Raw genomic sequence first — 25,313 nt, 5'->3', positions numbered from 1 at the left:
GGCGGCGAGGGTTTCGATCCGGGGTGTCTGCGGTTCCATCGATCCAGTCCACTACAAAAAACAACGCCGGGGAAGTCCCCGGCGCTGCATCATGCCCCTGTGCCTCTGATTCCGTGGATCCAGATCATGGCAGCGGATTCATATGGCTCACTGATTGAAGCCAACAGTGACAGTGCAGTTGTCCTGCACGGATGTTGCCTTGTACACGATCCTTTCTGGTGGGCTCGAGTCGATCAACGAAAACTGGAAGTTGCAGCGTACCGGATCAGATACCACCAGCTGGGGCCCATATCCCGATGCAGGGAAAACGGCGAATGCCGCAGCCTGCCCATGGATGACCTCGTCGATCACTACCGGAAGAACATCACCAACCGATGCACCCGCTTCACCGATGGTGCCGTTTGTCCCATCCTCACCTGCAGCAAGCTGCACGTTCACGGTGTACTCGTTGATTGCAAAACTCGCCGACAACTCACAGCCCGAGCTGAAAATCGGCCCGGCAGTTCCGGTTTCACCATCATCGCTGACCGTGCCACAGGCCGGTGTGCCGGTTACCACTCCATCCAGGTGATAGCCGGTCTGTGGCTGCACCGTGAACTGCGCATCATCACCATGCGTAACAACGCCACCGCCATCCAGCACAAGCGTGCCGTTGTTCATGCTCGAAACGGTGACCTGATGCGTGATGAGACTGAAGGTGAAGTGCACCGTGCAGTCACCAAGAATCCCGCTGATGTAGTACTCGTTGCCGTTCATCCAGAAGCCCGTCGGGCAAGTGCCGCCTGGATTCTGATCGATCTGGTAAGTGCTGTCCGCAGCCTCCACGGTGAAATACACGGTGCTGTTCGGATAAGTCACCGGCTTCACTGTCGGGCCAATGATCTGCCCGTTGGGACCGGCTGTGGCTGTCACCGTCGATTCGATGCCTGAGAACTCAACGTGTACTGCGCAATCCGCCGTCACAGGAGCAGTTTCCCAAGTGCTGCTGTCGACTTGCGTAAGACCGCCGCAACCTGTTGCCGTACTGACCGCATAACCGGTGGCAGGTGAAATTGTGAACTCCGCAACCTCACCATAATCAATCTGTTGCGAAGGCGGGGTGATGGCGCCATGGTTTCCAGCCGTTGCGGTGACGGTCGGCATGGCATGGAAGTTGGCCACCAGTGTGCAGCTGGTGCCACCACTGGTGGTAAATGTGCCGCCGGTTGAGCTTGTGCCAGAGGTACTCCCGGCGCAACCGCTGAAACCTGTGAAGGTGTAACCATTGTTAGCGGTGGCGCTATAGACCAGCCCCGTCGTACCCGGTGGACAGGCAGTAGTGCCGAACGACTCAGTCTCGCACGCCGCAGGCGCGAAGGTTCTGATGATGCTGCCACCGCTGGTATCGCCGGCATTGCCATTCGTACTCACCGCGCGGGTGATGTTGATCTGGTTAACAATCTCAACCACCAGGCTCCGCGCGTTATTGCCAAGTACGGGATCGCCGCTGCTGGCCGGATCGGAGAATGCCGCCACCGCCGCCAGCGCGCGCGTGCCGACGGTACCGGTGGGAATCTCACGAGTCAGGGTGAACTCGATGGACTGGCCGGCGTTGATCGTTCCCAACGCGACATCCAGCACACCCGAGCACGGCAATGAATCGTCACGGACACAGTTGCGCGCTTCGATTACTGGCAGCACCGTACCGCCAGCGGTCGGCAGGAACTCACGTACCTGCACGTCTTCAGCAGGGCCTTCGCCCAGATTGCTCACCCGCACCTTGTACGTGAACTCGTTGCCGGCCGCAGCCGTGACATGACCAATCTGCAGGGGACTCCCCTGGGCATCCAGCAGTGTCACTTCCAGATCGCCAATGCTTTCAAAGCTGGCGGAGAACAGATCATCGCTGGTATCAGGGCCCGGGGTTGCCGGTGGGTTGGTGGTGGTGTCGCCATAAGGAAACACATGACAACGCGCCACCGGGCCATGCGCGGCCTGGGCAAACAGTGGCGTCACGGTACCGTTGCTCAGCTGATAGCCAACCGTATCCACACCACGCAGTTCCTGCACGTCACCATTGCTGTCGGTCAGCACAAGCGCGAGCTTGTCACCGGCAGTGTAATAACCATGGCAGATAACCGGCTCGGTTACCGTGGCACCCAGTCCCGCAGGCGTGCCAGAGAAGTCATAGACGATGGGGGAGCCCGGTGGCGTGCTGTCGGCAATGACGGCCTTGGCCGTGGAGCCTTCAAACTGGAACGCCAGATTCGCCGTGGTGCTTTTGACACAGGTCTTGGAATCGATGGCATCAACGGTGTGCACCAGGTAGGTGCCGTCACCCATCGGATACAGGCCCAGGACCTCCTCACCGTCAGCCAGTGCCTTGGTATTGGTTTCACCCGAACACAGCGGCCAGGGGCCGGTGTCGAGGTCGACATCCTTGATCGCGCGCTGCTTGCTGGATGCAGTCGCCAGGTCGGATGCGAAAGTCTGTTCCGCTGCGAGGGCCAGCTGGCCGGCACCCGCTGCAAGCAGGCCGAACATCGTTGCCAGTGCCAGTGCGCGGCGGGGTTGCGCCACGCGGGTTTGCTTCACGCTATCCAGGTTCTGCTTCACATCATTCCTCATCGGCTCGTCACTCCTTTGACTTGGGACCGGCTTACCGGCCTTGTGCAATCGTCGAACCCGGCCCTGTCATCCGGGGTGATCCACGTGCGGGATCTCTGGTGAGCCGCTGCCGGACGCAGGCGCAGCTATCCCCTTGATTGTAGAACAGCATCGCACAGCGGTGCGTGAATCTTCCGTAAGCCGACAATCGGCATGGTACAGGCGATATGCGTGTCTCATTCCGCCGCTTCCAGCGCCTCCAGCTGACGCGCAAGACGCTTGGGCGACACCGGCGTGGCGGTGCCCAGTTCCTGCGCGAACAGTGAAACACGCAGCTCCTCCAGATCCCAGCGCAACGCCTGCCAGCGCGGGTCGGCGAACGCGGGGGTATCCCGCACCTGCTCCAGCGCACGGGCGAAGGGGCGCAGTTCCAGCATCCGCGCCTGGTCGCGCGCCGGGTCGCGCAGCGCGCGCTCGATGCGGCGCAGGATTGCATCCAGATAGCGCGGCATCTGCGCCAAGGCGCTGCCGGGCGTGTCACGCAGGAAGCCGGGATGCACCAGCCCTTCCAGTTGTTCGCGCACATCATCGAGGTTGCCCTGGGCCCAGCCCATCAGCGGGGATTCCAGCTTCGGGCGGATCTGCGCGACGCGCTGCAAAATGGCTTCGGCCAGTTCCAGCCGGCGCACGGCCTCGCCGAACAGGCGGCGGCCGGCATCGGCCAGACGTGCATCGAAGGCGGCGCGGTCGCGGATCGCAGCCAGATCATGTTCGAGCACCGCGTTCAGCGCGGCGGCGACGATGTCCTGGCGCAGGCTTTCCTGCGATTCGATCGCGGCATAGAGCAGGCCGGTCTTGGGCGATACCGGCAGTTGTTTGCGCGCCTGGCGGATGCGGTCGGCCAGCGCGATTTCGAGCAGGCGGCGCACCCCGCGCGGATGTTCTGCTGCCGCCTGCGCGGCATCGGCGAAGACACGCAGCGCGACACTGTCGCCGTTGTCCACCAGCGCAGGAAAGGCCGGCACTCCGGCCTCGCCCGGCACGCTCGGCGGGATCGGATCGGAAGGGAAACCTTCCAGCGCATCGCTTGCCAATTCGCGCCCGGCGCGGGCTGCAAAAGCCTGCTCGGCACGCTCACCGAAACGTTGGCGAAGTCCACCCAGATCACGCGATTCGGCCAGCACGCGCTTATCGCTGTCGATCAGGCGCAGGCGCATCCGCAGGTGCGGCTCCAGCGCGGATTCGTCGAAATCGGTGGTGGCCAGCGTGGCGCCGGTGACACGGGAGAGAAACCGCGCCAGCTCACCGCGCAGGCTGTCGCCGCTGGGCTGCGCGAAGGCTTCGGCGAAGGCACGCGCGAAATCCGGCGCCGGCACGAAATTGCGCCGCTGCGCCTTGGGCAGGGCGCGGATCAATGCGGTGGCCTTGTCTTCCACCAGGCCGGGCACCAGCCATTCCAGCCGCGCCGGATCGAGCGCCTTGAGCAGGTGCAGCGGCACATCCAAGGTCACGCCATCGTCCTGCGCACCGGGGCTGAAGTGGTAATGCAGCGCCAGCCGCACCTCGCCCAACGGGAAGTATTTCGGGAAGCGGTCGGCATCGCTGCCCTCGCCTGGCAGCAGTTCGGCCAGCGGCCATTCCAGTCGGCGCTTGCCGGTTTCATCCAGCTGGCGATACCAGCTGTCCAGCCCGGCAACGCTGTTGATCTCGGCCGGAATCCGGTCCAGATACCAGCGTGCCTGCCAGTCCTCGTCGGCCACCAGCCCAGCACGGCGCAGTTTGGCCTCTTCCTCGCGCGCCTTGTCCAGCGTGGCCAGATTGCGCACGATGAAGCCGGCACGGGCATCGATTTCCCCCGGCACCAGCGCCTGCCGCACGAAGATCTCGCGTGCTTCAGCCGGATACAGGCCGCCGTAATGCACCGGACGTTTGGGCGCCAGCACCAGCCCGAACAGACTGATCTGCTCGTAACCCACCACGCGCCCCTGCGAGCGCGCCCAGTGTGGCTCAAAATGCTTGCGCGCCAGCAAATGCGACAGCTCGGCGATGATCCAGTCCGGCTCGATCCGCGCATTGATCAGGCCCCAGATCTTCTGCGTATCCAGCAAGGTGGCCGAGAGCACCCACGGCGGTGGCTGGCGCGCCAGCGCGGAGCCGGGGAACAACTGGAAGCGGCGGCCGCGCGGGCCTTCAAACACGCCCTTCTCGTTCTTGTTGCCGATCTGGGCTGGCAAGCCGGCGAGCAGGGCGCGGTGCAGGCGGGTGTAGGTGGCCGCGTCGGGTTCGTGCAGCAGCGATGCCTGTTGTGAAGCGGACGGTGGGCTTGCCGCACGGTGTTTCGCGGGTAAAGACGTTTCCGGATTCGTGGCCGGAGCCGCAGAGGTCTTGCGCGCCGGTCGCCGCCTGCGCTGTCGCGATCCGGCTGAAACTTCGGTCGTGGCGGGCGCATCCAGCGGCCAGCCCATTTCCTCGCAGGCCAGCAGCAACTGGCGGTGCAGTTCGCGCCATTCGCGCATCCGCAGGAAACCGAGGAAATGGCGTTCGCACCAGCCGCGCAGTTTCGACTGGCTCAGCTCCTCGTGCGCTTGGCGATAGGCCTCCCACAGTTTCAGGATACCGACGAATTCCGAACGCGGATCGGCGAACTGCGCATGCGCCTGATCGGCGGCACCACGCTGATCGGCCGGGCGTTCGCGCGGGTCCTGGATGCCAAGGAAGGACGCGATCGCCAGCACCTGGCGCAGCACCCCGTGCTCCTTCGCGGCCACCAGCATACGGGCCAGTTTCACGTCCACCGGCAGGCGCGCCATGGTGCGGCCGATGGTGGTGAGTTGGCGCTGTTTGTCGACCGCGCCCAGTTCGGTCAGCTGTTGCCAGCCATCGGCGATGGCGCGCTCGTCGGGGGATTCCAGAAACGGGAAGTCCTCGATCTTCCCCAGCCCCAGTGACAGCATCCGCAGGATCACACCGGCCAGCGAGGCGCGCAGGATTTCCGGATCGGTGTAAAGCGGGCGGGCCTGGAAATCCGCTTCCGGATAGAGCCGGAAACACACGCCGGAAGCGACGCGTCCGCAGCGCCCGGCGCGCTGGTTGGCGCTGGCCTGGCTGATCGGTTCCACATGCAGCCGATCCAGTTTGGCGCGGCTGCTGTAACGCTTGACCCGGGCCAGGCCCGGATCGATGACGAAGCGGATGCGCGGCACCGTCAGCGAGGTTTCGGCCACGTTGGTGGCCAGCACGATGCGGCGCTGCGGGCCGGGATTGAAGATGCGGTCCTGATCGCGCGCCGAGAGCCGCGCATACAGCGGCAGCACTTCGGTTTCGCGGTATTTGCGCCGTTCCAGCGCCTGGTGCACATCGCGGATCTCGCGTTCACCGGGCAGGAAGATCAGCGCATCGCCACGCGCATCCTCGCGCGTGGCTTCGTCCATCGCACGCACGATGCCGTCGATGATGCCGATGCCTTCGCCCGGTTCGGCATTGCGGCGCGATGTGGACGAAGGTCGAGGTGAGGTGGACTTTCGAGTTTGGCGGGAAGAAGCACCCGCGCCTGCGGCGCTCGCCCCCTCACCCCAACCCTCTCCCCCGCGGGCGGGGGCTAGGGAGCTGTTTGAGCAATCGCCTTCATCCAGCGGCCGATAGCGCATTTCAACCGGATAGCTGCGCCCTTCCACCGACACCACCGGCGCATCATCGAAATGGCGTGCGAAGCGCTCGGTGTCGATCGTGGCCGAGGTGACGATCAGCTTCAGGTCCGGGCGTTTTTTTAGCAGCGTCTTCAGATAGCCGAGCAGGAAGTCGATGTTGAGGCTGCGCTCGTGCGCCTCGTCCACGATGATCGTGTCGTAAGCCGAGAGATAGCGGTCGGACTGGATTTCCGCCAGCAGGATGCCGTCGGTCATGAACTTGATGTGGCTGCGCTCGGAAACACGCTCGTTGAAGCGCACCTGGTAGCCGACCGCGCCACCCAGTTCCACACCCAGCTCGCGGGCGACCCGGTTCGCCACCGCGCGCGCGGCGATGCGGCGCGGCTGGGTGCAACCGATCAATCCCGCCGCACCGCGCCCGGCGGCCAGGCACATCTTCGGCAATTGCGTGGTCTTGCCCGACCCGGTTTCGCCGGCGACCACGATCACCTGGTGACGACCGATCAGTTCGATGATCCGTTCGGCCTCACGCGCGACCGGCAGCGACAGATCGAATTCGGGTACCGGCAATGCCTCGCGCCGCGCCTGGCAGGCCGCGACCGAAACCGCCAGTTCGGCCTCGAACGTGGCGCACAACTCCGCGTCACGCGGATTCTGGCGCGCACGCGATTGCAGGCGTCTCAGGCGCCCTTGATCGCGGCTCAAGGCAAGTCTGAGCGAAGGTTGGGAAGAGGACATCAGGATGCGGGCAGACGTATCGGGAACGGACGAGCCGACAGCGACGGTCGGCACAAGAGAGACAGGCAAGCGAGCGCCCGGAACAGGCGAACAGATGACGCCACACCGGCAACACTTCAACCCGATAGCCTAACGCTACTCACCCGAATGCACCGAAACCGGATTCAGCCATGCCACACGCGTGCAGCAGACAGTAGCCAGCATGGCGATCAGCTGCGCCGCATGCCGCTGATTCAACCGCAATGGCAGCGGTTCGGCTTGAATTCCCGGCAATTGACCACACCTATTGAAGTCAGACAAACCTTTGATTTCCCTGCCCTCGCAAACTGGCGTAGGGTAGTGACCATTCCCCCGAACCGAGGAGCCCACGATGAAGATCGATATCGGCATCAAGACCGCCGACCGCAAGGCCATCGCCGAAGGCCTTTCGCACATGCTGGCCGACGCGTACACGATTTACCTGAAGACCCACAACTTCCACTGGAACGTCACCGGGCCGATGTTCAACTCGCTGCACACCATGTTCGAGACCCAGTACACCGAACAGTGGAATGCACTGGACGACATCGCCGAGCGCATCCGCGCGCTGGGCTTCAATGCACCCGGTTCCTACGCCGAGTTCGAGAAGCTGTCCTCAATCAAGGAAGAACCTTCGCAGGACGGCGTGCCGGACTGGCAGGGCATGGTGCGCCAGCTGGTGGCCGGCAACGAGGCGCTGTGCCGCACCGCACGCAAGGTGCTGGCCACGGCCGACAAGGCCGGCGATGACCCGACCGGCGATCTGGTGACCCAGCGCCTGCAGACGCATGAAAAGTACGCCTGGATGCTGCGCTCGCTGCTGGAATGATCCAGCACCGCACACGCTGACCAGCGCACCCGCCCGACAGCGTCCGGCCCAGGCAACACGCAAGTGGCAACGGCAGGAAGGAATTCCTGCCGTTGCCGTATCTGCGGCGGGCAATTTCCGGCCCGTGCGCCGGATATGCGCATAATCCCCTGTCGGCATTACCGCCGGACACCTTCCTTTCATTGGCCTGCCTCTGATCCATGACCTTTGCTTCCGCCTTCGCCCAGCTGCTGGATTTCGTCGGCACCTTCGCGTTCGCGATCAGCGGCGCGCTGGTGGCGGTGCGCAACCGCCTGGATCTGTTCGGCGTGTTGCTGCTCTCGTTCACCGCCGCCACCGCCGGCGGCGTGCTGCGCGATGTGCTACTCGGCCTGATGCCACCGCTGGCGATTGTCGACTGGCGCTATCTGGCGATATCGATCGCTGCCGGGTTGCTGACCTTCTTCCGTCATGCGCAAGTGGAACGGATGCGCAACCCGGTGCAGATCACCGATGCGATCGGGCTGGCTATGTTCGCGGTGATCGGCTCGACCCGGGCGCTCGACGCCGGACTCGGCCCCGGCGGCGCGATCATGCTCGGCATGGTATCGGGCATCGGCGGCGGCATGGCGCGCGACATGCTGGTGGCACAGGTACCGAGCGTGCTGAAGCGCGAACTGTATGCGGTCGCAGCGCTGGTCGGCGCGGCGATGATCGTGGCCGGCGACATGCTCGATTTGCCGCGTGAACCCATCGCCGTCGCCAGTATGGTGCTGTGCTTCACGCTGCGCTGGCTGGCGATCCGGCACGGCTGGCGGCTGCCGGTATCCGGCGGCTGAAAGCCCGGTCGGGAACGGCCCTGGCCCGGCTGATAGTGCCGCCTTCCTGCACCATCACCACACCGCCCCATCCCCGAACACAGGCTTTTGTCCTATCCTGTCCGGATGTCTGAGCCCGCCCTGGAACTGCTGAAGCGCGTCTTCGGTTTCGATGCCTTCCGTGGCCCGCAGGCGGACATCGTCGAGCACCTGCTGGCCGGCGAAGACTGCCTGGTACTGATGCCCACCGGCGGTGGCAAGTCACTGTGTTTCCAGGTGCCGGCGCTGTTGCGCGAGGGCACCGGCATCGTGGTGTCGCCGTTGATCGCATTGATGCAGGATCAGGTCGATGCGCTGCGCCAGCTCGGCGTGCGTGCCGCGCGGCTGGATTCCTCGCTCGCCCCACAGGAGGCGTTCGATACCGAACGCGCGCTGCTGGCCGGTGAGCTGGATCTGCTCTATGTGGCACCGGAGCGGCTGCTGACTTCACGCTTTCTTGATCTGCTGGATCGCAGCCACATCGCGCTGTTCGCGATTGACGAAGCACATTGTGTTTCGCAGTGGGGCCACGATTTCCGCCCCGAATACCGCCAGCTCAACGTGCTGCACCAGCGCTGGCCGCAGGTCCCGCGTATTGCGCTGACCGCCACCGCCGACCCTCCCACGCGCGAGGAAATCGCCGAGCGCCTGGAACTGCGCGAGGCGCGCTGGTTCATCAGCTCGTTTGACCGCCCCAATATCCGCTACCGCGTGGTGCAGAAGAACGACGCACGCCGCCAGCTGCTGGATTTCCTTAGCGAACGGCGCGGCCAGTCCGGCATCGTCTACTGCCTTTCGCGGCGCAAGGTGGAGGAAACCGCGGAGTTCCTCGCAGGCCACAGCATCAACGCGCTGCCCTACCATGCCGGCCTCGATTCGGAGGTGCGGGCGCACAACCAGCGCCGTTTCATCCGTGAAGACGGCATCGTGATGTGCGCCACCATCGCCTTCGGCATGGGCATCGACAAACCCGACGTGCGCTTCGTCGCGCACCTTGATTTGCCCAAATCGGTGGAAGGTTATTATCAGGAAACCGGCCGCGCCGGCCGCGACGGCGAGCCGGCCGAAGCCTGGATGTGCTACGGATTCGGCGATGTCGCCACGCTGATCGGCATGATCGACGGCGGCGATGCCGGCGAGGAACGCAAGCGGCTGGAACGGCGCAAGCTCGACGCCCTGCTCGGCTACGCCGAATCCACCCGCTGCCGCCGCCAGGTGCTGCTCGCCGGCTTCGGTGAAACCTATCCGCAGCCCTGCGGCAACTGCGACAACTGTCTGGAGCCGCCGCAGACCTGGGACGGCACCGAGGCTGCGCAGAAGGCACTGTCCTGCGTCTACCGCACCGGCCAGCGTTTCGGCGTCGGTTATGTGATCGATGTTTTGCGCGGCGTGCGCAACGAGCGCATCAGCCAGTTCGGCCACGATTGCCTGAGCACCTTCGGCATCGGCGCCGATCTGGATGCCAACACCTGGCGCAGCGTATTCCGGCAGCTGGTCGCCGGCGGCCTGCTGGATGTCGATGTGCAAGGCTACGGCAGCCTGCTGCTGACCAAAGCCGCACGTCCGGTGCTGCGCGGTGAAACGAACATCCAGCTGCGCCGCGACCTGCGCCCCACACGTCGCCGCTCCGGCGCGCGCGGCGACTCGCGCCCGACACGCGATATCGAGATTTCACGCCAGGCCCAGCCCCGTTTCGACGCCCTGCGCGAACTGCGCACCCAACTGGCACGCGAACAGAACGTGCCGGCCTACATGATCTTCAGCAACGCCACGCTGCGCGATATCGCCGAAACCGACCCGAACGAACTGGACGAGCTGGCCACGATTTCCGGCGTCGGCGCAGCCAAGCTGGAACGCTACGGCGAAGCGGTCCTCGAAGCACTGGCGCTGATGCGCTGAAACAGGGTTTCCACGTCGCCTCACGGCAACTTCAACAGCCCGCCCACACGATCACCGGGCCGGCTGTTTCTGGAATATCCGGACAAGAATCGACCCAGACATTCTTCACGATGAACTTCGGGGAAGTTGCTCCCGATATTGAACAGTTCACCCCACTGAAATGACACCCCGATTCCAACACCCGTCTCGAGTTTGAAATCTTCCTGCATCGAGCACTTATGGACTATTCACACGGCACTGAATCCGACTGCGGCAAGGCACCACCTCAGGCAATGTGCTAGAATCGCGCTGCGTTTTGCGCGATTTTCAGCCGGATTCGGCTGTTTTGCCCGATGTTCGCAGCCATTCTGCGGGCTGGCACCATATTTTGCGCATTCGCCCATGCCCGGCACCGGCAGGGTGGAACCCGGCTCCCACAGGAGCCCCGACATCTTCCTTCCCTCCATCCACTGCACTCCACCTTGCAGCCGGGCGCTTTCGTGCGTTGCCCGCTCCCGGGCGGCGTTCCGGCGCATCCTGCGCCAGGCCACGCCCCCGAACGGGCGTTGCCGTGAAAAGGAGATGACCATCACATGACCCAACGTATCGCCATTCTTGGCGCCGGCCCCAGCGGGCTGGCACAACTTCGCGCTTTCGACGCGGCCCGCCGCGCGGGTGCGCAGGTACCCGAGATCGTCTGTTTCGAAAAGCAGTCCGACCTGGGCGGCATGTGGAACTACACCTGGCGTACCGGCCTGGACCAGCACGGTGAGCCGGTGCACGCGAGCATGTACCGCTACCTGTGGTCGAACGGTCCGAAGGAGTGCCTGGAGTTTGCCGACTACAGTTTCGAGGAACACTTCGGCCGTCCGATCGCTTCCTATCCGCCGCGGCCGGTGCTGCGCGACTACATCATGGGCCGGATCGAACGCAGCGGCCTGCGCGACCAGATCCGCTTCAACACCGCCGTGCACTCGGTGGAGTACAGCGAGGAGACCGGCAGGTTCACCGTGACCGTGCGCGAGCTGCTGGAGGACCGCATGGTGAGTGAGGAATTCGACTGGGTGGTGGTGGCCACCGGCCATTTTTCCACGCCGAATGCACCGGCATTTCCGGGCCTGTCTCAGTTTCCTGGCCGCGTGTTGCACGCGCACGATTTCCGTGATGCCTGCGAGTTCGAAGGCAAGGACCTGCTGCTGGTCGGCAGCAGCTATTCGGCCGAGGACATTGGTACCCAGTGCTACAAGTACGGCGCGAAATCGGTCACCTTCAGCTATCGCAGCGCGCCGATGGGCTACGAGTGGCCGGAGGCTTTCAGCGAGAAGCCGCTGCTGGAACGGGTCGAAGGCAATACCGCCCACTTCATCGATGGCAGCCACTGCGATGTCGACGCGATCATCCTGTGCACCGGCTACCAGCACCACTTCCCGTTCCTGCCGGACGAGCTGACCCTGCGCACCAACAACCGCCTGTATCCGCAGGGCCTGTATCAGGGCGTGTTCTGGATCGACAACCCGAAACTGATCTATCTCGGGATGCAGGACCAGTACTACACCTTCAACATGTTCGACGCCCAGGCCTGGGTGGCGCGCGACGTGATCATGGGCCGCACCGCCCTGCCGGGCCGCAAGGAAATGGTGGCCGACAGCGAAGCCTGGTTCGCGCGTGAGAACGCCTGCGCCGGCGTCAATGATGACATCGATTTCCAGGCCGCCTACGTGCGTGATCTGGTGGACCGCAGCGACTATCCGGATTTCGCGATCGAAGAAGTGGCGGAAATGTTCAAGCAATGGATGCGGGACAAGCGCGAGGGCATCCTTGACTACCGCAACAAGTCCTACCGCTCCACCATCACCGGCACCCTGGCGCCGCCACACCACACCCCGTGGATGGAGGCGATGGACGATTCGCTGGAGGCGTTTCTGCGCGACTCCACGCCGCTGAAGCCGCAACCGGCCAGTATCGCCGCCAATGGCGCACGAACCCGGCCCGAACCTGCAAAGGATCAGCTGCGCAAGATCGCCTGATCCCTATCGAAGCCGGCGCAGATGCACGCATCGCGCCGGCCCGATGAGTCTCTTTTACCAGCCACGCAACCGGATCTGCCTGATGCCGCATCACAGGGTGACGAAGAGTGCGGCCTGCGCCCGATTCGGGCTTCGAGGTATCCGTCGCGGGGCGTGGCATCGCCGTGTCGCTGACAGTGACACCGTGACCGATACACACCACAACCAACTGGCGGTCTGCCACAGAATTTCGGCAACTGCGTGAATACGCTGGGAGGGAGTGGTGGGCCGTGATGGATTCGAACCATCGACCAATGGATTAAAAGTTCGCTATGAAATCAGCAAGTTACTGAAATACAAGCTAAGGACACCGAAGACTGAGGAAGACTAAATTAGTTTCAAATCAGAAAGTTAGAGAAGGCTGGCCGAGCTACGGCGAACTGACGGGTGTACCGCTGATGTACCGAAATCCGGGGCAGCTCTGGACCGCCTGTCGATCATGGCGATGGCCGCCATGGATCGACGATGGCCACTCCCGTCGGCTCGAAATCTGCCACATTACGCGTGACCACCGCCATGCCATGGACCAGCGCCGTCGCCGCGATGAGCGCGTCACGCTCGCCGCGTCTGTCAGGCACATGCAGTCGGGCGCACCGCTGCGCCACCGCCGTATCGACAGACAGCGTGCGTTCGGCGAATTCAGGCAACACATGCCTATTCATCCACGTGCGCAGTACCGCCCCTTGGGCCGCATCCTTGCGTTCGATCGACAACACGCCGAGCTCCAGCTCCATGATGGTGATCGACGATACAAAGAGCTCGGCGGCATCGATGCTGTCGGCCCATGCAGCCACGTTCACATCGGCCTTGCCAAGCCGCACCTTGCGCAACTCGGACACCACGTTGGTATCGAGCAAATACATCATGAAAGATCGGCCGGCCGGGCTCCGATCATCACGCGTGGCGGCTCGAACTCGATGTCCGCAGCTTCTGGCATGACCAGCGCATCAGCAATGCTTCGGCGTTGCTTGATCAACCGCTGGTAGTCCTCAAAGCTCAAGAGCACATGCGCAGGCTTGCCGCGATCAGTGATGAACACCGGACCGCCCTTGGTGGCCTTCTTCGCTCGCGTCACATCTTGGTTCAGCTCTCGGCTGGATAGGGTTGTAATAGCCATCGGGCATCTCCTGCTCTCTCCCAACGTATGAACATTACTACATTTCTGGGTGAGGTAAAAACTGGAGCGTCAAAGCCAAAGACTTACCCAGACGAGCGCCACTCTTGCTGGCCCGGCAAAATTAGGTGCATGCTTTACGCTAGTAAAACCTGCCTTGCGGGCCAAAAATGAGCTGTACAGCAATGCACGACCGCCCAGCTTGGCAAGCTCACCTGTAGCGATACAGCCAGCCCGCGATGGATCGACGTTGAGGGCTCGACCAATGCTGATAAGCTGGCAACCGATAGCGGAGGCATTGCGATGGAGCTGGCACCTACGGGCCACTGGGTGGGCGATGACATCTGCGTCTCCTTCGAGTCGTGGACCCGTCAACGCAAAATCGTGTCGATCGGCACCAATGCTGGCGCCGAGCCGTTGCCCTTTCAGGGCTGGCATCATTTCAAGGAAGCGTTCGCCCCGGAGGTCGTCGCCCGTGCGGTGCGCGAGAGCGAACGCCCTGTCACGCGCTGCCTGGATCCTTTCGGGGGCTCGGGTACCACAGCACTGGCCTGCCAGTTTCTAGGCGTGGCGCCAACCACGATCGAGGTCAATCCCTATCTAGCCGACCTGATCGAAGCCAAGCTGACCGCTTACGACGCCGATGATCTTGTTGCCGACTTGGGCCGCATCGTGCGTGCGGTGGGCACCCTGCGTGCAGACATGAGCCGTTTCGCACACATGCCGGTGACGTTCATTGAGTCCAGTGCGACGGAGCGCTGGATCTACGACCGTGCGGTGGCTAGACGCATCGCAATACATCTGGAAGCGATCGAGTGTTTAGCGCGCCCCCACCATCGACGTCTGTTCAAGATCCTACTGGGAGGCATGCTAATCGCGGTGAGTAATGTCGTCGTCAATGGCAAGGGGCGCCGCTATCGCAAGGGCTGGATGAACCGGCGGACGGCACCAGCGAAGGTCGATGCGCTGTTTCGCCAGCGCTGCCAATCGGCGATCACCGAGATCCACGCCCACCGTCATCGGCGTCATCGCGGGCATACCCTGCTGCGCGGGGATTGCCTCCAGCAACTCGATCAAGTCGATGCTGCTGACTTGGCAGTCTTCTCCCCCCCGTACCCCAACTCGTTCGACTACACCGACGTCTACAACGTCGAACTGTGGATGCTAGGGTATCTCGATGGATCGGCAAGCAACCAGTCGCTGCGCCACGCCACCCTGTGCTCACACGTGCAGATCAAACGAGAGTTCAAGCCGGCGCCCGCGGGGTCGCTGCGGTTGACGCGCGCTCTCAATCGCCTTCGCCGTGAGCGCGATGCGCTATGGTCGTCATGGATTCCTGACATGGTGGGGCACTACTTCTACGATATGCATCAGCTCCTTACGAAACTGAGCCGCACGCTCAGCACACAGGGAGAAGTGTGGGCTGTGGTGGGCGATAGCCGCTATGCCGGCGTGCAGATCCCGGTGGCGCGTGTGCTTGCCGACTACGCACCGGCGCTGGGCTTTTGCGTCAAGAGCATTACGCCCTTTCGCTCAATGCGCGTCTCCGCACAACAGGGCGGTCAGCAGCAGTTGGACGAGTCGCTCATTGTCCTTCAGAAGCTTGACTGATCAAGAAGCTTGACTGATCAGCCCACCCCTTTCGTCACAGCGACCACTCCCGCGGCGCGACGCGACGTCCGCGCGGCCTTGGCTTGGTTGTAAATCGGCCAGACCCACAGGCCAATCTGTTCGCGCTTAGCCCGACCCACCTCATGCGCAATCGCCTCAACAGGATTGGGCGCTTTGCGCATGTCGTAACAACTCAGCGCCGCCAGCCGACACGCATGGTCGGATCGATAGTCGCGTGCCTGATCCAAGCCTTCAGTCACGGCCTTCTTGTTGCCACTCGCGGGAAAGGGACTCCCAGTGTGCGTGAAGTCCTTGAGGACTTTCAGCTCAATGATCGCGTGGTGCGTCCACTTCGAGCTGTCGACCGGATCCTGCTCCTTCAAAATGAAGTCGCACCGCCCCATTACGGTCGTATCTTCTTGCTTGATATGCAGCGAGCTATGCATAAGATGCGTATTGAGCGCGATATAAAGGATCTTCTGAATCGCCTTCTCCGACTCGTTGACTGGGTGCCACTTGGCGCGATCCTCCCACAGATCACGCTGCGACTCCGAAGCCGTCGGCGTTTCCAGAAATTTCTCATGCAGCTTTTTCAGAAGGTCGTGCAAGTGATCGAGCGTGATATTGGCTGCATCAAGCGACAGCTCCTCGTACTCGTCAGGGTCGGCCATGCCCTTGTGATAGATGCGCATGACGCCGTCATTGATCGCGGCGTCGTAGACGATCGCCGGCGAATTACCCACGCCCAGTGTCATAACGACGTAGTCGAATAGCGCACAGTCATCGAGCTCGCTTGTCGGCATCGCGATCCCCGTTGCGCTGGCGAGCCGCCTAGAGCCAAACCACACGCGGCCTGAGACCTCGACCTGTGCGGTGTCGAATCGTGGTTGACGCTCGACCTGCGCGTCCACCGCGGGAAGGCGCGCCATCACGAACACGGCCGGTGCCGCTCGTAGCGAGTCCGGCGCGCAAGCGCGACGCTTGCGGATGATCTTGGCCGCGGCATGGCAGAACTGCGCCAGCTCCGGAGCCTGCTGCGTATAGCCTGAGCCCACATAATTGCGGATCGTGGCCTGTAGCGCCGTATCCGTCCAATCCGGTGCCAACTTATGCATGGCGCAGCCTTCGACCCAAGTGGTCGAGATAGATGTCCATGCATTGCGCGGGCTCGAGATCTTCGCCGGCAAGTGCTTCAATGCGTTCAAGCACATCGGCGGTTCGCGTGAGTCCGCCGTGCTCTAACCACTCACCCAGATCCACGACATTGCCGATGTCGACGTCTGGGTCGGCATAAGTGGCGTCTTCCACTAGGCCCGTACGTTGTTCGGCGTCTGTCAAACGATTGAGCGCCTGGACAACCTCCCCCAAAAACTCCAGCAGATCCGCCTCCTCCTGCACCGTCCGCATGATCGCCAGTACGGGATCGGCAAAGGAGCGATTGAGCGCGAAACGCCCCTCCATCCGCGATCGCTGCGCATCCATTTCCAGACCGGCCACATCCAGCATGCCCATGCCGACGAGAGCGTCAAGGTCGCGCTGTAGCATGGGGAAATAGGGCGGGCGTTCAGTCTTAAGAACTGCTGCATCGAAAGGCGCCAGCCGCCAAGCCGGCGCCAGAGCATTGGCTAGATACCACAACGCGTTGAGCTGCGCCGGTGCGACAGGACGAATGCCAGCCCAGTCCAGTGCATCGAACAGACCCACGAGCACGATGTGTCGCCGGCGCGAATCGACAAAGCTTGCGTGAGCCAGCGCCTCGCTCATGCGAAGCCCACTTCCTGCAGGATGTCATTCCATTCCTGCTCGTAGGTACCTCGCATACGCTGTACGGCCGCAGTGGGCACAGCGATGTCCATCAGATTAATCAAACGATCTTCACGCTCGGCTTTTGGCACGCCATGGCGTATTAACTGTGGCAACAAACGTCCGTCGACTAGATTGGATGCGATGATGAGCCGATTGTCTGAGCCGGGCCGCCCGAACCGGGTCAGCACCTCGGCCGCACGCTCGACGAACACCGCATCCAGAGACGATTCTGGAGCATCGATCACGAGCGACCCGCAACCGTGTTGCCCTACAACTTCAATTAGGGCCATCCGAAAAGCCAAGTCGATGAACTCGCGCTGGCTCTCCGACACTGCTTCGGGGCCTTCGCGTCGCTGTGCTTGAGAAAAATCGGTGCCTGACATGTCGAGTTCGAATGACGCGGTCTCAAATTTTTGCAACTGACCAATCCGGCGCATCTGAGGCGACCACTTCAACGCCACCGTCTCGAATAGAAAGTCGCCCGCATAGCGTGCGAATGCCGCCTTGATCGCGTCAGCCTTCTCGAGCACCCGCGCGTTTAGACTCTGCGTCGTCGCGGTCAACGCGGCAGCCAACCCGTCCAGCTTGCGCTTGTCGTCACCAATCTTGTCCTTGAGCACCTCTAGTTCTTCCTTCGCTTCGACCTGCTTTTGCTCGTCTGAGGGCAAGAGGGCCATGAGGTCGTCGAGCTGCTGCTGTCGGTCTTCGATCGCTTCCGTCAATTGCACAAGGTGGCTGCTCACCTTGCGGTGCCGTTCCGTGGTCTCGCGCAGGTCTGACGAGATCTCCGCTATGCGCGTGCGCTGCGTGTCGAGGGAAACACGCAACTGCTGCAATCGCGCCTGATCGATGGGCAGAGCCTCGAACCCCCGGGGCTCTGCCTCCACAGAACCGCATAGCACGCAGGACATCGTGGACTCCCGCTCGGCCAACGTGCTGACCAAGGCCGGGCTTTCATTCGCGCAAACCGAGCATCGGCCGTCCGAGAGCAGTTGCGACAGCAGATATTTGGCCGTCGCCGAGCCATCGGGAAAGCGACTGTAGACAAGACGTAGCCGCGCATCGTCCATCTCGCCCTCCAGGATCGCCGCCGTGTCCTCTGCCTGGAGAAGATCGCGCCTCAATCCACGGCGCGTTTCATCCAGCTGATCGTGAACTTCGATCAATTCGCTGCGCTTACGAATGTCCGCATCCTGCATTGGGCTGATCGACGCGATGCGTGAACGGACATCTTCGCTACCTTCCTGAGCTTGATCATCTTCAGCAATGCGCTTAACTAGCCGATGCAGGGCGAAGGTTAGGTTGCGCACATTGCTGTCAAGCGCCAGGTAGTCGCGCTCTTGTCGATAGAGAGCATCGGCCTCATCGGCGGGCAGCAGCAAAATACGAAACATCTGCCGCTGGGCCGATGCATCCCACACGAGCGAGCGGCGGTCCTCGAAATAGAACACCATCTGTCGCAGAACGATGAGCCAGTCGCCAAACGTGGCCAAGCCCGCCAGCCGCAGAATTTCCTGCTGGAAGAATTCCTCGTCGTTTTGCAGGGGCTCACCGTCCCGCTCGAATGCCACCAGCCCCAAGTTGTCAAGGCGACGTTGAATCGAGAGCTCGGAGCCGCCGATCTTAACCACCAGTGTTGCACGCGCGTTTCGCGCACGGTCATTGACCCGATCAGCAAACATGGCACGCGGCTTGGGCTTGAGGCGATAGACCTCAAGGTCTGCACCGCCTAACTCCTGGGCCTGCAAGGTGTTGCGCCCCAGCTCGAACCCGCCAGCCAGCATTCGATACAAAAGGGTGATCAGCGTCGTCTTGCCCAGACCGTTGGTCCCCACGATCAGGGTCAGTCCTTCTTTGAATTCAATATGCAGGCCGGGCCGGTTCGATGCGCCTGGATAGAGACCATAGTCGGTAACGGTGAGCCGATCAAAGATCGGAAACGGCACCTCCGCGCCCGACAAGGGACTGTCCCCAGCATTCCCGCTCACCACGCCGCTCGATTGCGATTCGACATTTCTCGCCCCTAGATTTCTTGTCATTGGCTCATCTGAAGACACGCCGCCAGCATGGGCCAAGCCTGACTGACGTTTTAACCCAAAATCATCGCCAGACAAAGTGTGGCCCGAGGGCTGCCGGCTTAAGCCGACCGCCCGTCGCCAGAATCGCGCCGGCGCTGCCATTCCTGCGCGATGGCCTGCAGCAGCTTGGGCACTGCAATCGGCGTGTCAGTGGCGGCCACCCACAAGCGCCTGCCGCGATGCTCCACCGCCAGCTACTCAAGCATCGACGGCAACAGGGCTAAGGCGGCTATGAAACCAGAACCGCCACCCACGCCGCGATCACAGGCTACATCCAAGGCTTCTACAGTCCCACCCGCCTGCACTCGGCGCTTGGCTAGCTGTCGCCCAATGACTATGCCAATAAGCTGAGGAAGGAAGCTTGAACCTGTGCTTCTTGGCGTCCGTTATCGGTGGACAGGTTCAATCACATCTTGCACCACTGGGATCACGCGGTGAGTGGCGTATGGGGAGACGGGAGCGTGTCATCGCATGACCCACCCAGCCGCTGCGGCAGCAGCCGTACGCCTCGCAGAGCAAGATCAGGTCGAGCTGCTAGGCGAGTCCGAGGCGGTATTGAGGCCTACAAAGTTCACTTTGTAGGCCTACAATACACATCTTGCCGTCTGCTTTTTTGCAATTCACCGCAACTCTTTGCATATGCGATGAAAGATTACGATGAATTGCGTAGAGTTGCATACCAACGCACAAAAGCGTTAAGAGTTGCGTTTCGGCGCGCAAAAACTCTGACAATTGCGCAAAATTGCAAAGAGTTGCATACCAACCTTGGATGGGCACAAATGAAAGAAAAACGTTACGGTGATGGGCGTGTATGCGTCATCTGCCGACTAGACACCCTTCAAGTCTGGGTTACTCAGGGACGGTCGCTGCGCTCGTTCTACGACAAGCACCAAGCGGCGCTCCCAATCAGCTATTCCCACTTCACCCGGCTGGCAAAGACCTACCTCCCAGACTCGACCCCATATCGGCCTTCAAAAGTGCGCTCGGCCACGTCCCGCGCACAACCACCACCCACTCCCGCCGCTGCAAACCCCGTGGCAGCCTCCACTTCGCTCTCGAGATCCAATGCGTCGATGGGGAAGTTCAAGCGGTTCGAGTACGACCCGTTAAGTGATATCAGCCAACTGATTTGAGACCCACCCTCCCAAAGCCCATGGAAACGCCCTGGGCGCCCCTGTATGAGCAACCCTCAGTCATCCGCAGAGGGCTCCCCGCAACATACCAAGCGAGCCGCACAGGGCAGCTACGACGACTTTACGCCAAAGTAGGAAAGGCAACGCGCCGAACTGGTGTTCGCGCTTCGTAGTCGATCACTCCCATCTACCCACAGGCATGCCGTCCGCCTTCAGGCGTTAATAGCTTTTGAAGTTAAAAAGACGCGCGCGCGTGTTACGGTTTCTGGAGCGCTTATTTGACGCGGCTTGTAGCCGATTTTGGTGGCTGGATGCCCGATGGTCCGGTGGCTGGATGCACGATGATTTTGGCCCCTGCGGTGGCTGGACGCCCGAAGCAATTCACAAGTTCTCCACAATCCGGGCCCAGACTGCTGACGCGCCCTGACAGCCAATCGAGGGCTTCATCGAAACAGCTGCGGATGGGCGATCGGGTGCTCGTGCAAGGATCGTGACCCTATCCCCCCGGCTATCCAACTCCAGGCGATAGGAAGGAAGAGAGTCGGCCTCGATGATCTGTCGCAACTTCCGGCGGAAGTCCTTCTCGCAGGATCGGCTGCCGCTTTTGTGCAACAGGGTCGTCACCTTCACGGGCCAGCTCCGCTGATTGCCACAGAACTTTCGCGCAAGCTCATACAGGCGACGATCAAGGCCAGATCGCAAGGCGAAGTAGCTGGGATCGAGCGTTAGAACATCCAGGTCGTCGATGGCATTACACAGCCACTCGGACAATGTGACTTCGACTTCTTCCTGGCGTTGGCCCTTCTGGCTACGCACGATCCGATAGCTGTCGATCAGCCCGAAACCATCCGTGATTTCACGGCCTCCAGTGATGCGGTTTGTGCGGATCGTCGTCCCGCGCAAACGCGTCAGCGCATGCATCAGACGCTCATAGTCCGCACCGCCCGTCCCGCGTCGACAGTACGTTAGGATGGCCGCCATTGGTATCACCACCGTGCGCGGGATGATCGTCAAACCCCGATTCCGTGCGGCTACAAGCTGGGAAATGCAGAACAGCAGCACATCCTTGTCGTGCTGTGTCGCGGCCCCCAAAGTGCTTGGAATGATGTGGACGCGGCAGTTCGCATCTTCATACACCCTCTCCTTTCGATCACCGGCACGAAGGGCAAAAAGTGGCAGCTCCAAGCCGGACCGATCCGCCTTGGGCGGTGCGTGGAGGGCCACGGCGCGATGCAACGCATCGACAGTGCCATGCCGCATTCCCCGAATATTGCTGCTCACGGCAGGAGCCTTGGATCAGTCCTGCTGCCGATCCCCGGTTACGATCACCTCTACGACATCCGTGGTGCGAAAGTAGATGCGACGGCCGATCCGAACCTTGGCCTGATTCAGCCGCAGCGCGTAAGGGGTCGACTCACGCAGCGCCATTCGAACTCCGTCGGTTGATCGATTCAGGATTTTCGCCAGCTGCGCCAACGTGACCAAGGGGCCGTAGCGATCGAACATCAGGGAGGACAAGGAGGAACTCGGAGCAGTCATGGCGTAACCGATTGTTGGCGATAGGTGGCCACAAACTTAAAAGAGCTATAGGATTTGGTCAGACATAAAACTTGAATAAATCAATGAACACTCCAGCCTGCACCCTCGCTCTGGATCGGCTCGAAAGGGCACGCACTCATCTCCGCGAAATCGCCCCGCCCACGCTGTGGGAGGCAGTCGAAACCCTGCTCTCTGACTTGCACCGCAGCATGACGGACACCGGCCATCTGATGCCGCTTCGCTCGGTTCGGGTTCGATACCGACGCCACCTGTCGCCAGCCTTTTCTAGTCACCTAGACGACCTGTTGCGGACCAATCCTGCGCAGGCTTCTGTGGCCTTCTGGCGACAGAGTCTCGATTTCGATGAGATTCTCGGCGACGCAAGCTCAATGCACCGCTTCGGCGCAGCCCTCGGTCACCATTGGCGAAGGGCTCTCGATGCGGGCCAGCAGCGACTCGGGACGAGCGCGGCGGATACCGTGCGTGAACTGGCGTTCCCGCTCGGCGGATGGCGTCGTCCCGAACGGGTGAAAGCAGGATCGGACCATCCGTTTCAAGGCGAAGCCCAGTTCCGGCGCAGCGCGGTCGAGCGCCTCCATCATGAAGAAGCCCCTTACTGCGAGCTTTGCTGGCGTCTGACCGAAAAGGACGCCCGTCTGGAACACGATGCGGGCCGCACCAAACACGAGGACCTTGCCAGATTCAGCGGGCGATTTTGTTCATGGCACACGACGACGGAAGGGTCTCGCTACTGGACGGACCGCCGCAGAAAGAGTCGGTTCTCGGAGCTGATTGAGGCCATCTGTCGGGAGGACGTTCACTACCGCTCGCGCTTTCAGGCCCCGGCGGATGACGCCTGCTGGCAACGAGTCGTCACTGCAGATCCGGCCATGTTTCACGCCGATGGGCTCGGGCGCCTTCCCGCAGCAAACCTGTACCAGATGCGCATTCGCATGGTGGCCTACCTCATGACGCAACGGCTCCCCATACAGGTCACTAAGGCATTGGAAATTGTCGAGTTGCAGCGCGGCGCCAAAGCGAGTGGAAACGAGCTTCTTTCACTGGCACAGATCGGAGAACACTTGAAAGTTTCACGTTCCGAAGTGCTTCGACGCCTTTCCATTGGCGGCGCCATCGACCCCGAACCTCGCTCTGCAATCTTGCGCTGGTGGCCGTTCTCCGAGAACCTCCCCGAGGGCTGCATACCACTGCGACCGCATCTCTACCAAGGTGTGCCAAGAAGCGACTGGCAGAGCTTGGTTTCCGCTTGGGTGGATGGACTCTACGGAAGCCGCCCCTCCACCCTTTGGAAAGGAATGGAGGCGTGGAAGCTGCTGTAGCCCATCCTTCACCCGCAAGAAGGCGCGCCTGTCATCGACCTTGTTTGCTCCCGATCGCGTCCAGCCGACCCACCAGATCTTCGGCACGCAGATGCGTGTAACGCTTGAGCATCTGCATGGATTTATGACCGCTGATGGCGGCAACCTCCTGATCTCCGAGTCCCGCCTCGACCAATCGGCTCACTGCTTCATGTCGCAAGTCGTGGAACCGCAGATCGGCCAACCCCACCTGCTTCTTGAGCATGTTCCAAGCCTTGTTGAAGTTGTAAGGCCGCCGGCGGCCATCGCGCCCCGGCTCGCCGAAGAAAACCAAGTCACAGCCTTCCGGGCGAAGCGGATTGGCCAGCGCAGCCGCCAGCGCAGATTGCGCCTTGCGGGTCATAGGCACTGTCCGCGCCGAGTCGTTCTTCGTGTAAGCAAGCCGCACGATGCGTCGAGCCAGATCGACCTGAGGCAGGCGCAGCGCCGTGATCTCACTGGAGCGCATGCCGGTCTCCAGCGCGATGCGAACAATCAAGCCGAGCATCGGGTTTGAGTAGCCATCCACAGCCGCCAGAATCCGCTTTTCCTCGTCGGCGCTGAGCCGACGATCCCGCCCTTCCCCCGGCGATGGCTTTCGGATGCTCTGAACGGGATTTTGGACAATCCCGATCCTCCACTCCTTGATCGCCATGGTGAAGACATGGCCAAGCAACGCCAGTTCCAGGCGAACCGTTGTCGGGCTCAATGTGCCTGTTACCCCATTGCGCGGACTCTGGGTGGTCAGCCGCTGATCGCGGTAGCGAGCAACCAGATCGACGCTGATTGCAGCCATTGCGTAAGCGCCGAAAAACTCACGCAGGGGAGCGGCACGAAAGCGCTCGGCGCGCTGCGTGGAAGGCTTCTTGGATGGGGTGACTTCAGCCAGATAGCGATCCAGCGCGTTGCTGAAGATCAGTCGTTCCGACGTGCTTCGCTCGATAAAAACGCCCCGCACCATCTCATCTTCAATGCGTCGCGCCCAATCTTCTGCGTCGCGCTTGGTTCGGAACGTCTTGGCCTGGCTCGGCCAGCCAGTCTTTCGAATGAGGGCCTTCCATGTGCCGGAAGGGGTCTTTACGAATGTGGCCAATGCGCATCCTCCGAGTGGCATGGATGCGCTCAACTGTACTGAAATCGTACCTGTGTGCAAATTATCCGCGATGGAACTCGGGAAAACGGATATAACTTGTTGATTTTAATGGTGGGCCGTGATGGATTCGAACCATCGACCAATGGATTAAAAGTCCACTGCTCTACCGCTGAGCTAACGGCCCGGGAGATGGGTAAGGAGGGTTGGCATGGCGCGGAACCGCGTGTGCCGGTGGCGCGCTGCAGGCAGCGCGCGAAAGGGGATGAATTCTAGTCACGCAGCGCTTGCGACACAAGGTCTGCGGATCACAGATATCGTGTCGGATCGCTCAGGCCGGCGGTGCGGAAGCCTTCGGCCCGCAACCGGCAGGCATCGCAGCGGCCACAGGCACGGCCCTGCGCATCGGCCTGGTAGCAGGACACGGTCAGCGCGAAATCCACGCCCAGGCGCCGGCCTTCGCTTGCGATCTGCGCCTTGCCCATCCGCATCAGCGGCGCATGGATGGACAAGCGGTTGCCTCCCACGCCCGACACCGTGGCCAGGTTGGCGAGGCGTTCGAAGGCTTCGACGAACTCCGGGCGGCAGTCCGGATATCCGGAGTAGTCCACCGCGTTGACGCCGCAGAAGATGTCGTTGGCGCCAAGCACTTCGGCCCAGCCCAGCGCGATTGACAGCATGATGGTGTTGCGCGCCGGCACGTAGGTGACCGGGATGCCGTCCTGCGGCGCCTCCGGCACATCGATGTCGGCGGTCAGGGCCGAGCCGCCGATGCTGCGCAGATCGACCGACACCACCTTGTGCTCGACACCGCAGCTGGCGGCCAGGCGCAAGGCCGCTTCCAGTTCCGAGGTGTGGCGCTGGCCATAGCTGACACTGAGTGCATGGCAGGCGAAACCCTGCTCGCGTGCGATCGCCAGCACCACCGCCGAATCCATGCCGCCAGACAGCAGCACCACTGCTTTTTTCACGTTCCAATCCTCATT

Annotated in this window: 16 protein-coding genes, 1 tRNA gene and 1 pseudogene; 6 read left to right on the top strand and 12 right to left on the bottom strand. The window is 62.0% G+C overall.

Annotated features, from left to right (window positions below):
- Nucleotides 1-147: 147 nt before the first annotated feature.
- Together WDB66_RS04370 and WDB66_RS04365 are read right to left on the bottom strand one after the other, a co-directional pair.
- Nucleotides 148-2,607, bottom strand: coding sequence for an InlB B-repeat-containing protein (locus tag WDB66_RS04370; RefSeq protein WP_339397323.1), 2,460 nt, complete (start codon nt 2,605-2,607; stop codon nt 148-150).
- A 215-nt stretch (nt 2,608-2,822) separates the two neighbouring features.
- A complete protein-coding gene (locus tag WDB66_RS04365; protein WP_339397322.1) occupies nt 2,823-6,971 on the bottom strand; it encodes a DUF3418 domain-containing protein in 4,149 nt (1,382 codons plus the stop codon).
- A 376-nt stretch (nt 6,972-7,347) separates the two neighbouring features.
- Here WDB66_RS04365 and WDB66_RS04360 point away from each other — a divergent pair.
- From WDB66_RS04360 to WDB66_RS04345, 4 genes and pseudogenes are all read left to right on the top strand, one after another.
- A pseudogene (locus WDB66_RS04360) lies at nt 7,348-7,818 on the top strand (Dps family protein); the annotation flags it as partial.
- Between the two features lie 200 nt (nt 7,819-8,018).
- The gene (locus tag WDB66_RS04355; protein ID WP_339397321.1) at nt 8,019-8,636 is read left to right on the top strand and encodes a trimeric intracellular cation channel family protein; all 618 of its coding nucleotides are present in this window, start codon (nt 8,019-8,021) and stop codon (nt 8,634-8,636) included.
- Nucleotides 8,637-8,741: 105 nt separating this feature from the next.
- A complete protein-coding gene (gene recQ, locus WDB66_RS04350; RefSeq protein ID WP_339397320.1) occupies nt 8,742-10,553 on the top strand; it encodes a DNA helicase RecQ in 1,812 nt (603 codons plus the stop codon).
- A gap of 572 nt (nt 10,554-11,125) precedes the next feature.
- Nucleotides 11,126-12,559, top strand: a complete 1,434-nt coding sequence (locus tag WDB66_RS04345) for a trimethylamine monooxygenase (RefSeq protein WP_339397319.1) — start codon at nt 11,126-11,128, stop codon at nt 12,557-12,559.
- Between the two features lie 476 nt (nt 12,560-13,035).
- Here the strand turns inward: WDB66_RS04345 and WDB66_RS04340 are convergent, their stop codons facing one another.
- Both WDB66_RS04340 and WDB66_RS04335 read right to left on the bottom strand, forming a co-directional pair.
- A complete protein-coding gene (locus WDB66_RS04340; protein WP_339397318.1) occupies nt 13,036-13,464 on the bottom strand; it encodes a type II toxin-antitoxin system VapC family toxin in 429 nt (142 codons plus the stop codon).
- Nucleotides 13,461-13,715, bottom strand: a complete 255-nt coding sequence (locus tag WDB66_RS04335; RefSeq protein WP_339397317.1) for a type II toxin-antitoxin system Phd/YefM family antitoxin — start codon at nt 13,713-13,715, stop codon at nt 13,461-13,463. Before WDB66_RS04335 ends, WDB66_RS04340 begins: the two co-directional genes overlap by 4 nt.
- Nucleotides 13,716-14,015: 300 nt before the next feature.
- Between WDB66_RS04335 and WDB66_RS04330 the strand changes: the two genes are divergently transcribed.
- Nucleotides 14,016-15,323, top strand: coding sequence for a hypothetical protein (locus WDB66_RS04330; RefSeq protein WP_339397316.1), 1,308 nt, complete (start codon nt 14,016-14,018; stop codon nt 15,321-15,323).
- Nucleotides 15,324-15,340: 17 nt separating this feature from the next.
- Here the strand turns inward: WDB66_RS04330 and WDB66_RS04325 are convergent, their stop codons facing one another.
- The 5 genes from WDB66_RS04325 to WDB66_RS04305 form a co-directional block, all read right to left on the bottom strand.
- Complete coding sequence (locus WDB66_RS04325) at nt 15,341-16,438, bottom strand: PD-(D/E)XK nuclease domain-containing protein (protein ID WP_339397315.1); 1,098 nt, start codon at nt 16,436-16,438, stop codon at nt 15,341-15,343.
- Entirely contained in the window at nt 16,431-17,087 is a 657-nt protein-coding gene (locus WDB66_RS04320; RefSeq protein WP_339397314.1) for a hypothetical protein, read from the bottom strand. The genes WDB66_RS04325 and WDB66_RS04320 overlap by 8 nt, the downstream gene beginning before the upstream one ends.
- Nucleotides 17,084-19,117 (bottom strand): AAA family ATPase, encoded by a 2,034-nt coding sequence (locus WDB66_RS04315; RefSeq protein ID WP_339397313.1) that lies wholly within the window; start codon nt 19,115-19,117, stop codon nt 17,084-17,086. The genes WDB66_RS04320 and WDB66_RS04315 overlap by 4 nt, the downstream gene beginning before the upstream one ends.
- A gap of 1,604 nt (nt 19,118-20,721) precedes the next feature.
- The gene (locus WDB66_RS04310) at nt 20,722-21,621 is read right to left on the bottom strand and encodes a replication initiator protein A (RefSeq protein WP_339397312.1); all 900 of its coding nucleotides are present in this window, start codon (nt 21,619-21,621) and stop codon (nt 20,722-20,724) included.
- 15 nt (nt 21,622-21,636) lie between these two features.
- Complete coding sequence (locus WDB66_RS04305; RefSeq protein WP_339397311.1) at nt 21,637-21,858, bottom strand: DNA-binding protein; 222 nt, start codon at nt 21,856-21,858, stop codon at nt 21,637-21,639.
- Between the two features lie 104 nt (nt 21,859-21,962).
- On the opposite strand from WDB66_RS04305, the gene WDB66_RS04300 reads away from it, so the two are divergent.
- Nucleotides 21,963-23,219, top strand: a complete 1,257-nt coding sequence (locus WDB66_RS04300) for a hypothetical protein (protein ID WP_339397310.1) — start codon at nt 21,963-21,965, stop codon at nt 23,217-23,219.
- Nucleotides 23,220-23,250: 31 nt separating this feature from the next.
- On the opposite strand, the gene WDB66_RS04295 is transcribed toward WDB66_RS04300, so the two are convergent.
- The 3 genes from WDB66_RS04295 to queC all read right to left on the bottom strand — a co-directional run bounded on the left by WDB66_RS04295 (nt 23,251) and on the right by queC (nt 25,298).
- Nucleotides 23,251-24,330, bottom strand: coding sequence for a site-specific integrase (locus tag WDB66_RS04295; RefSeq protein WP_339397309.1), 1,080 nt, complete (start codon nt 24,328-24,330; stop codon nt 23,251-23,253).
- Between the two features lie 109 nt (nt 24,331-24,439).
- Nucleotides 24,440-24,514, bottom strand: a tRNA-Lys gene (locus tag WDB66_RS04290).
- Nucleotides 24,515-24,635: 121 nt separating this feature from the next.
- Nucleotides 24,636-25,298, bottom strand: a complete 663-nt coding sequence (gene queC / locus WDB66_RS04285; RefSeq protein ID WP_339397308.1) for a 7-cyano-7-deazaguanine synthase QueC — start codon at nt 25,296-25,298, stop codon at nt 24,636-24,638.
- Nucleotides 25,299-25,313 lie beyond the last annotated feature (15 nt).

It is taken from the genome of Denitratimonas organivorans (assembly GCF_037478135.1).
Classification (GTDB): domain Bacteria; phylum Pseudomonadota; class Gammaproteobacteria; order Xanthomonadales; family Xanthomonadaceae; genus Denitratimonas.
This window is presented reverse-complemented; position numbering and strand designations above follow the sequence as displayed.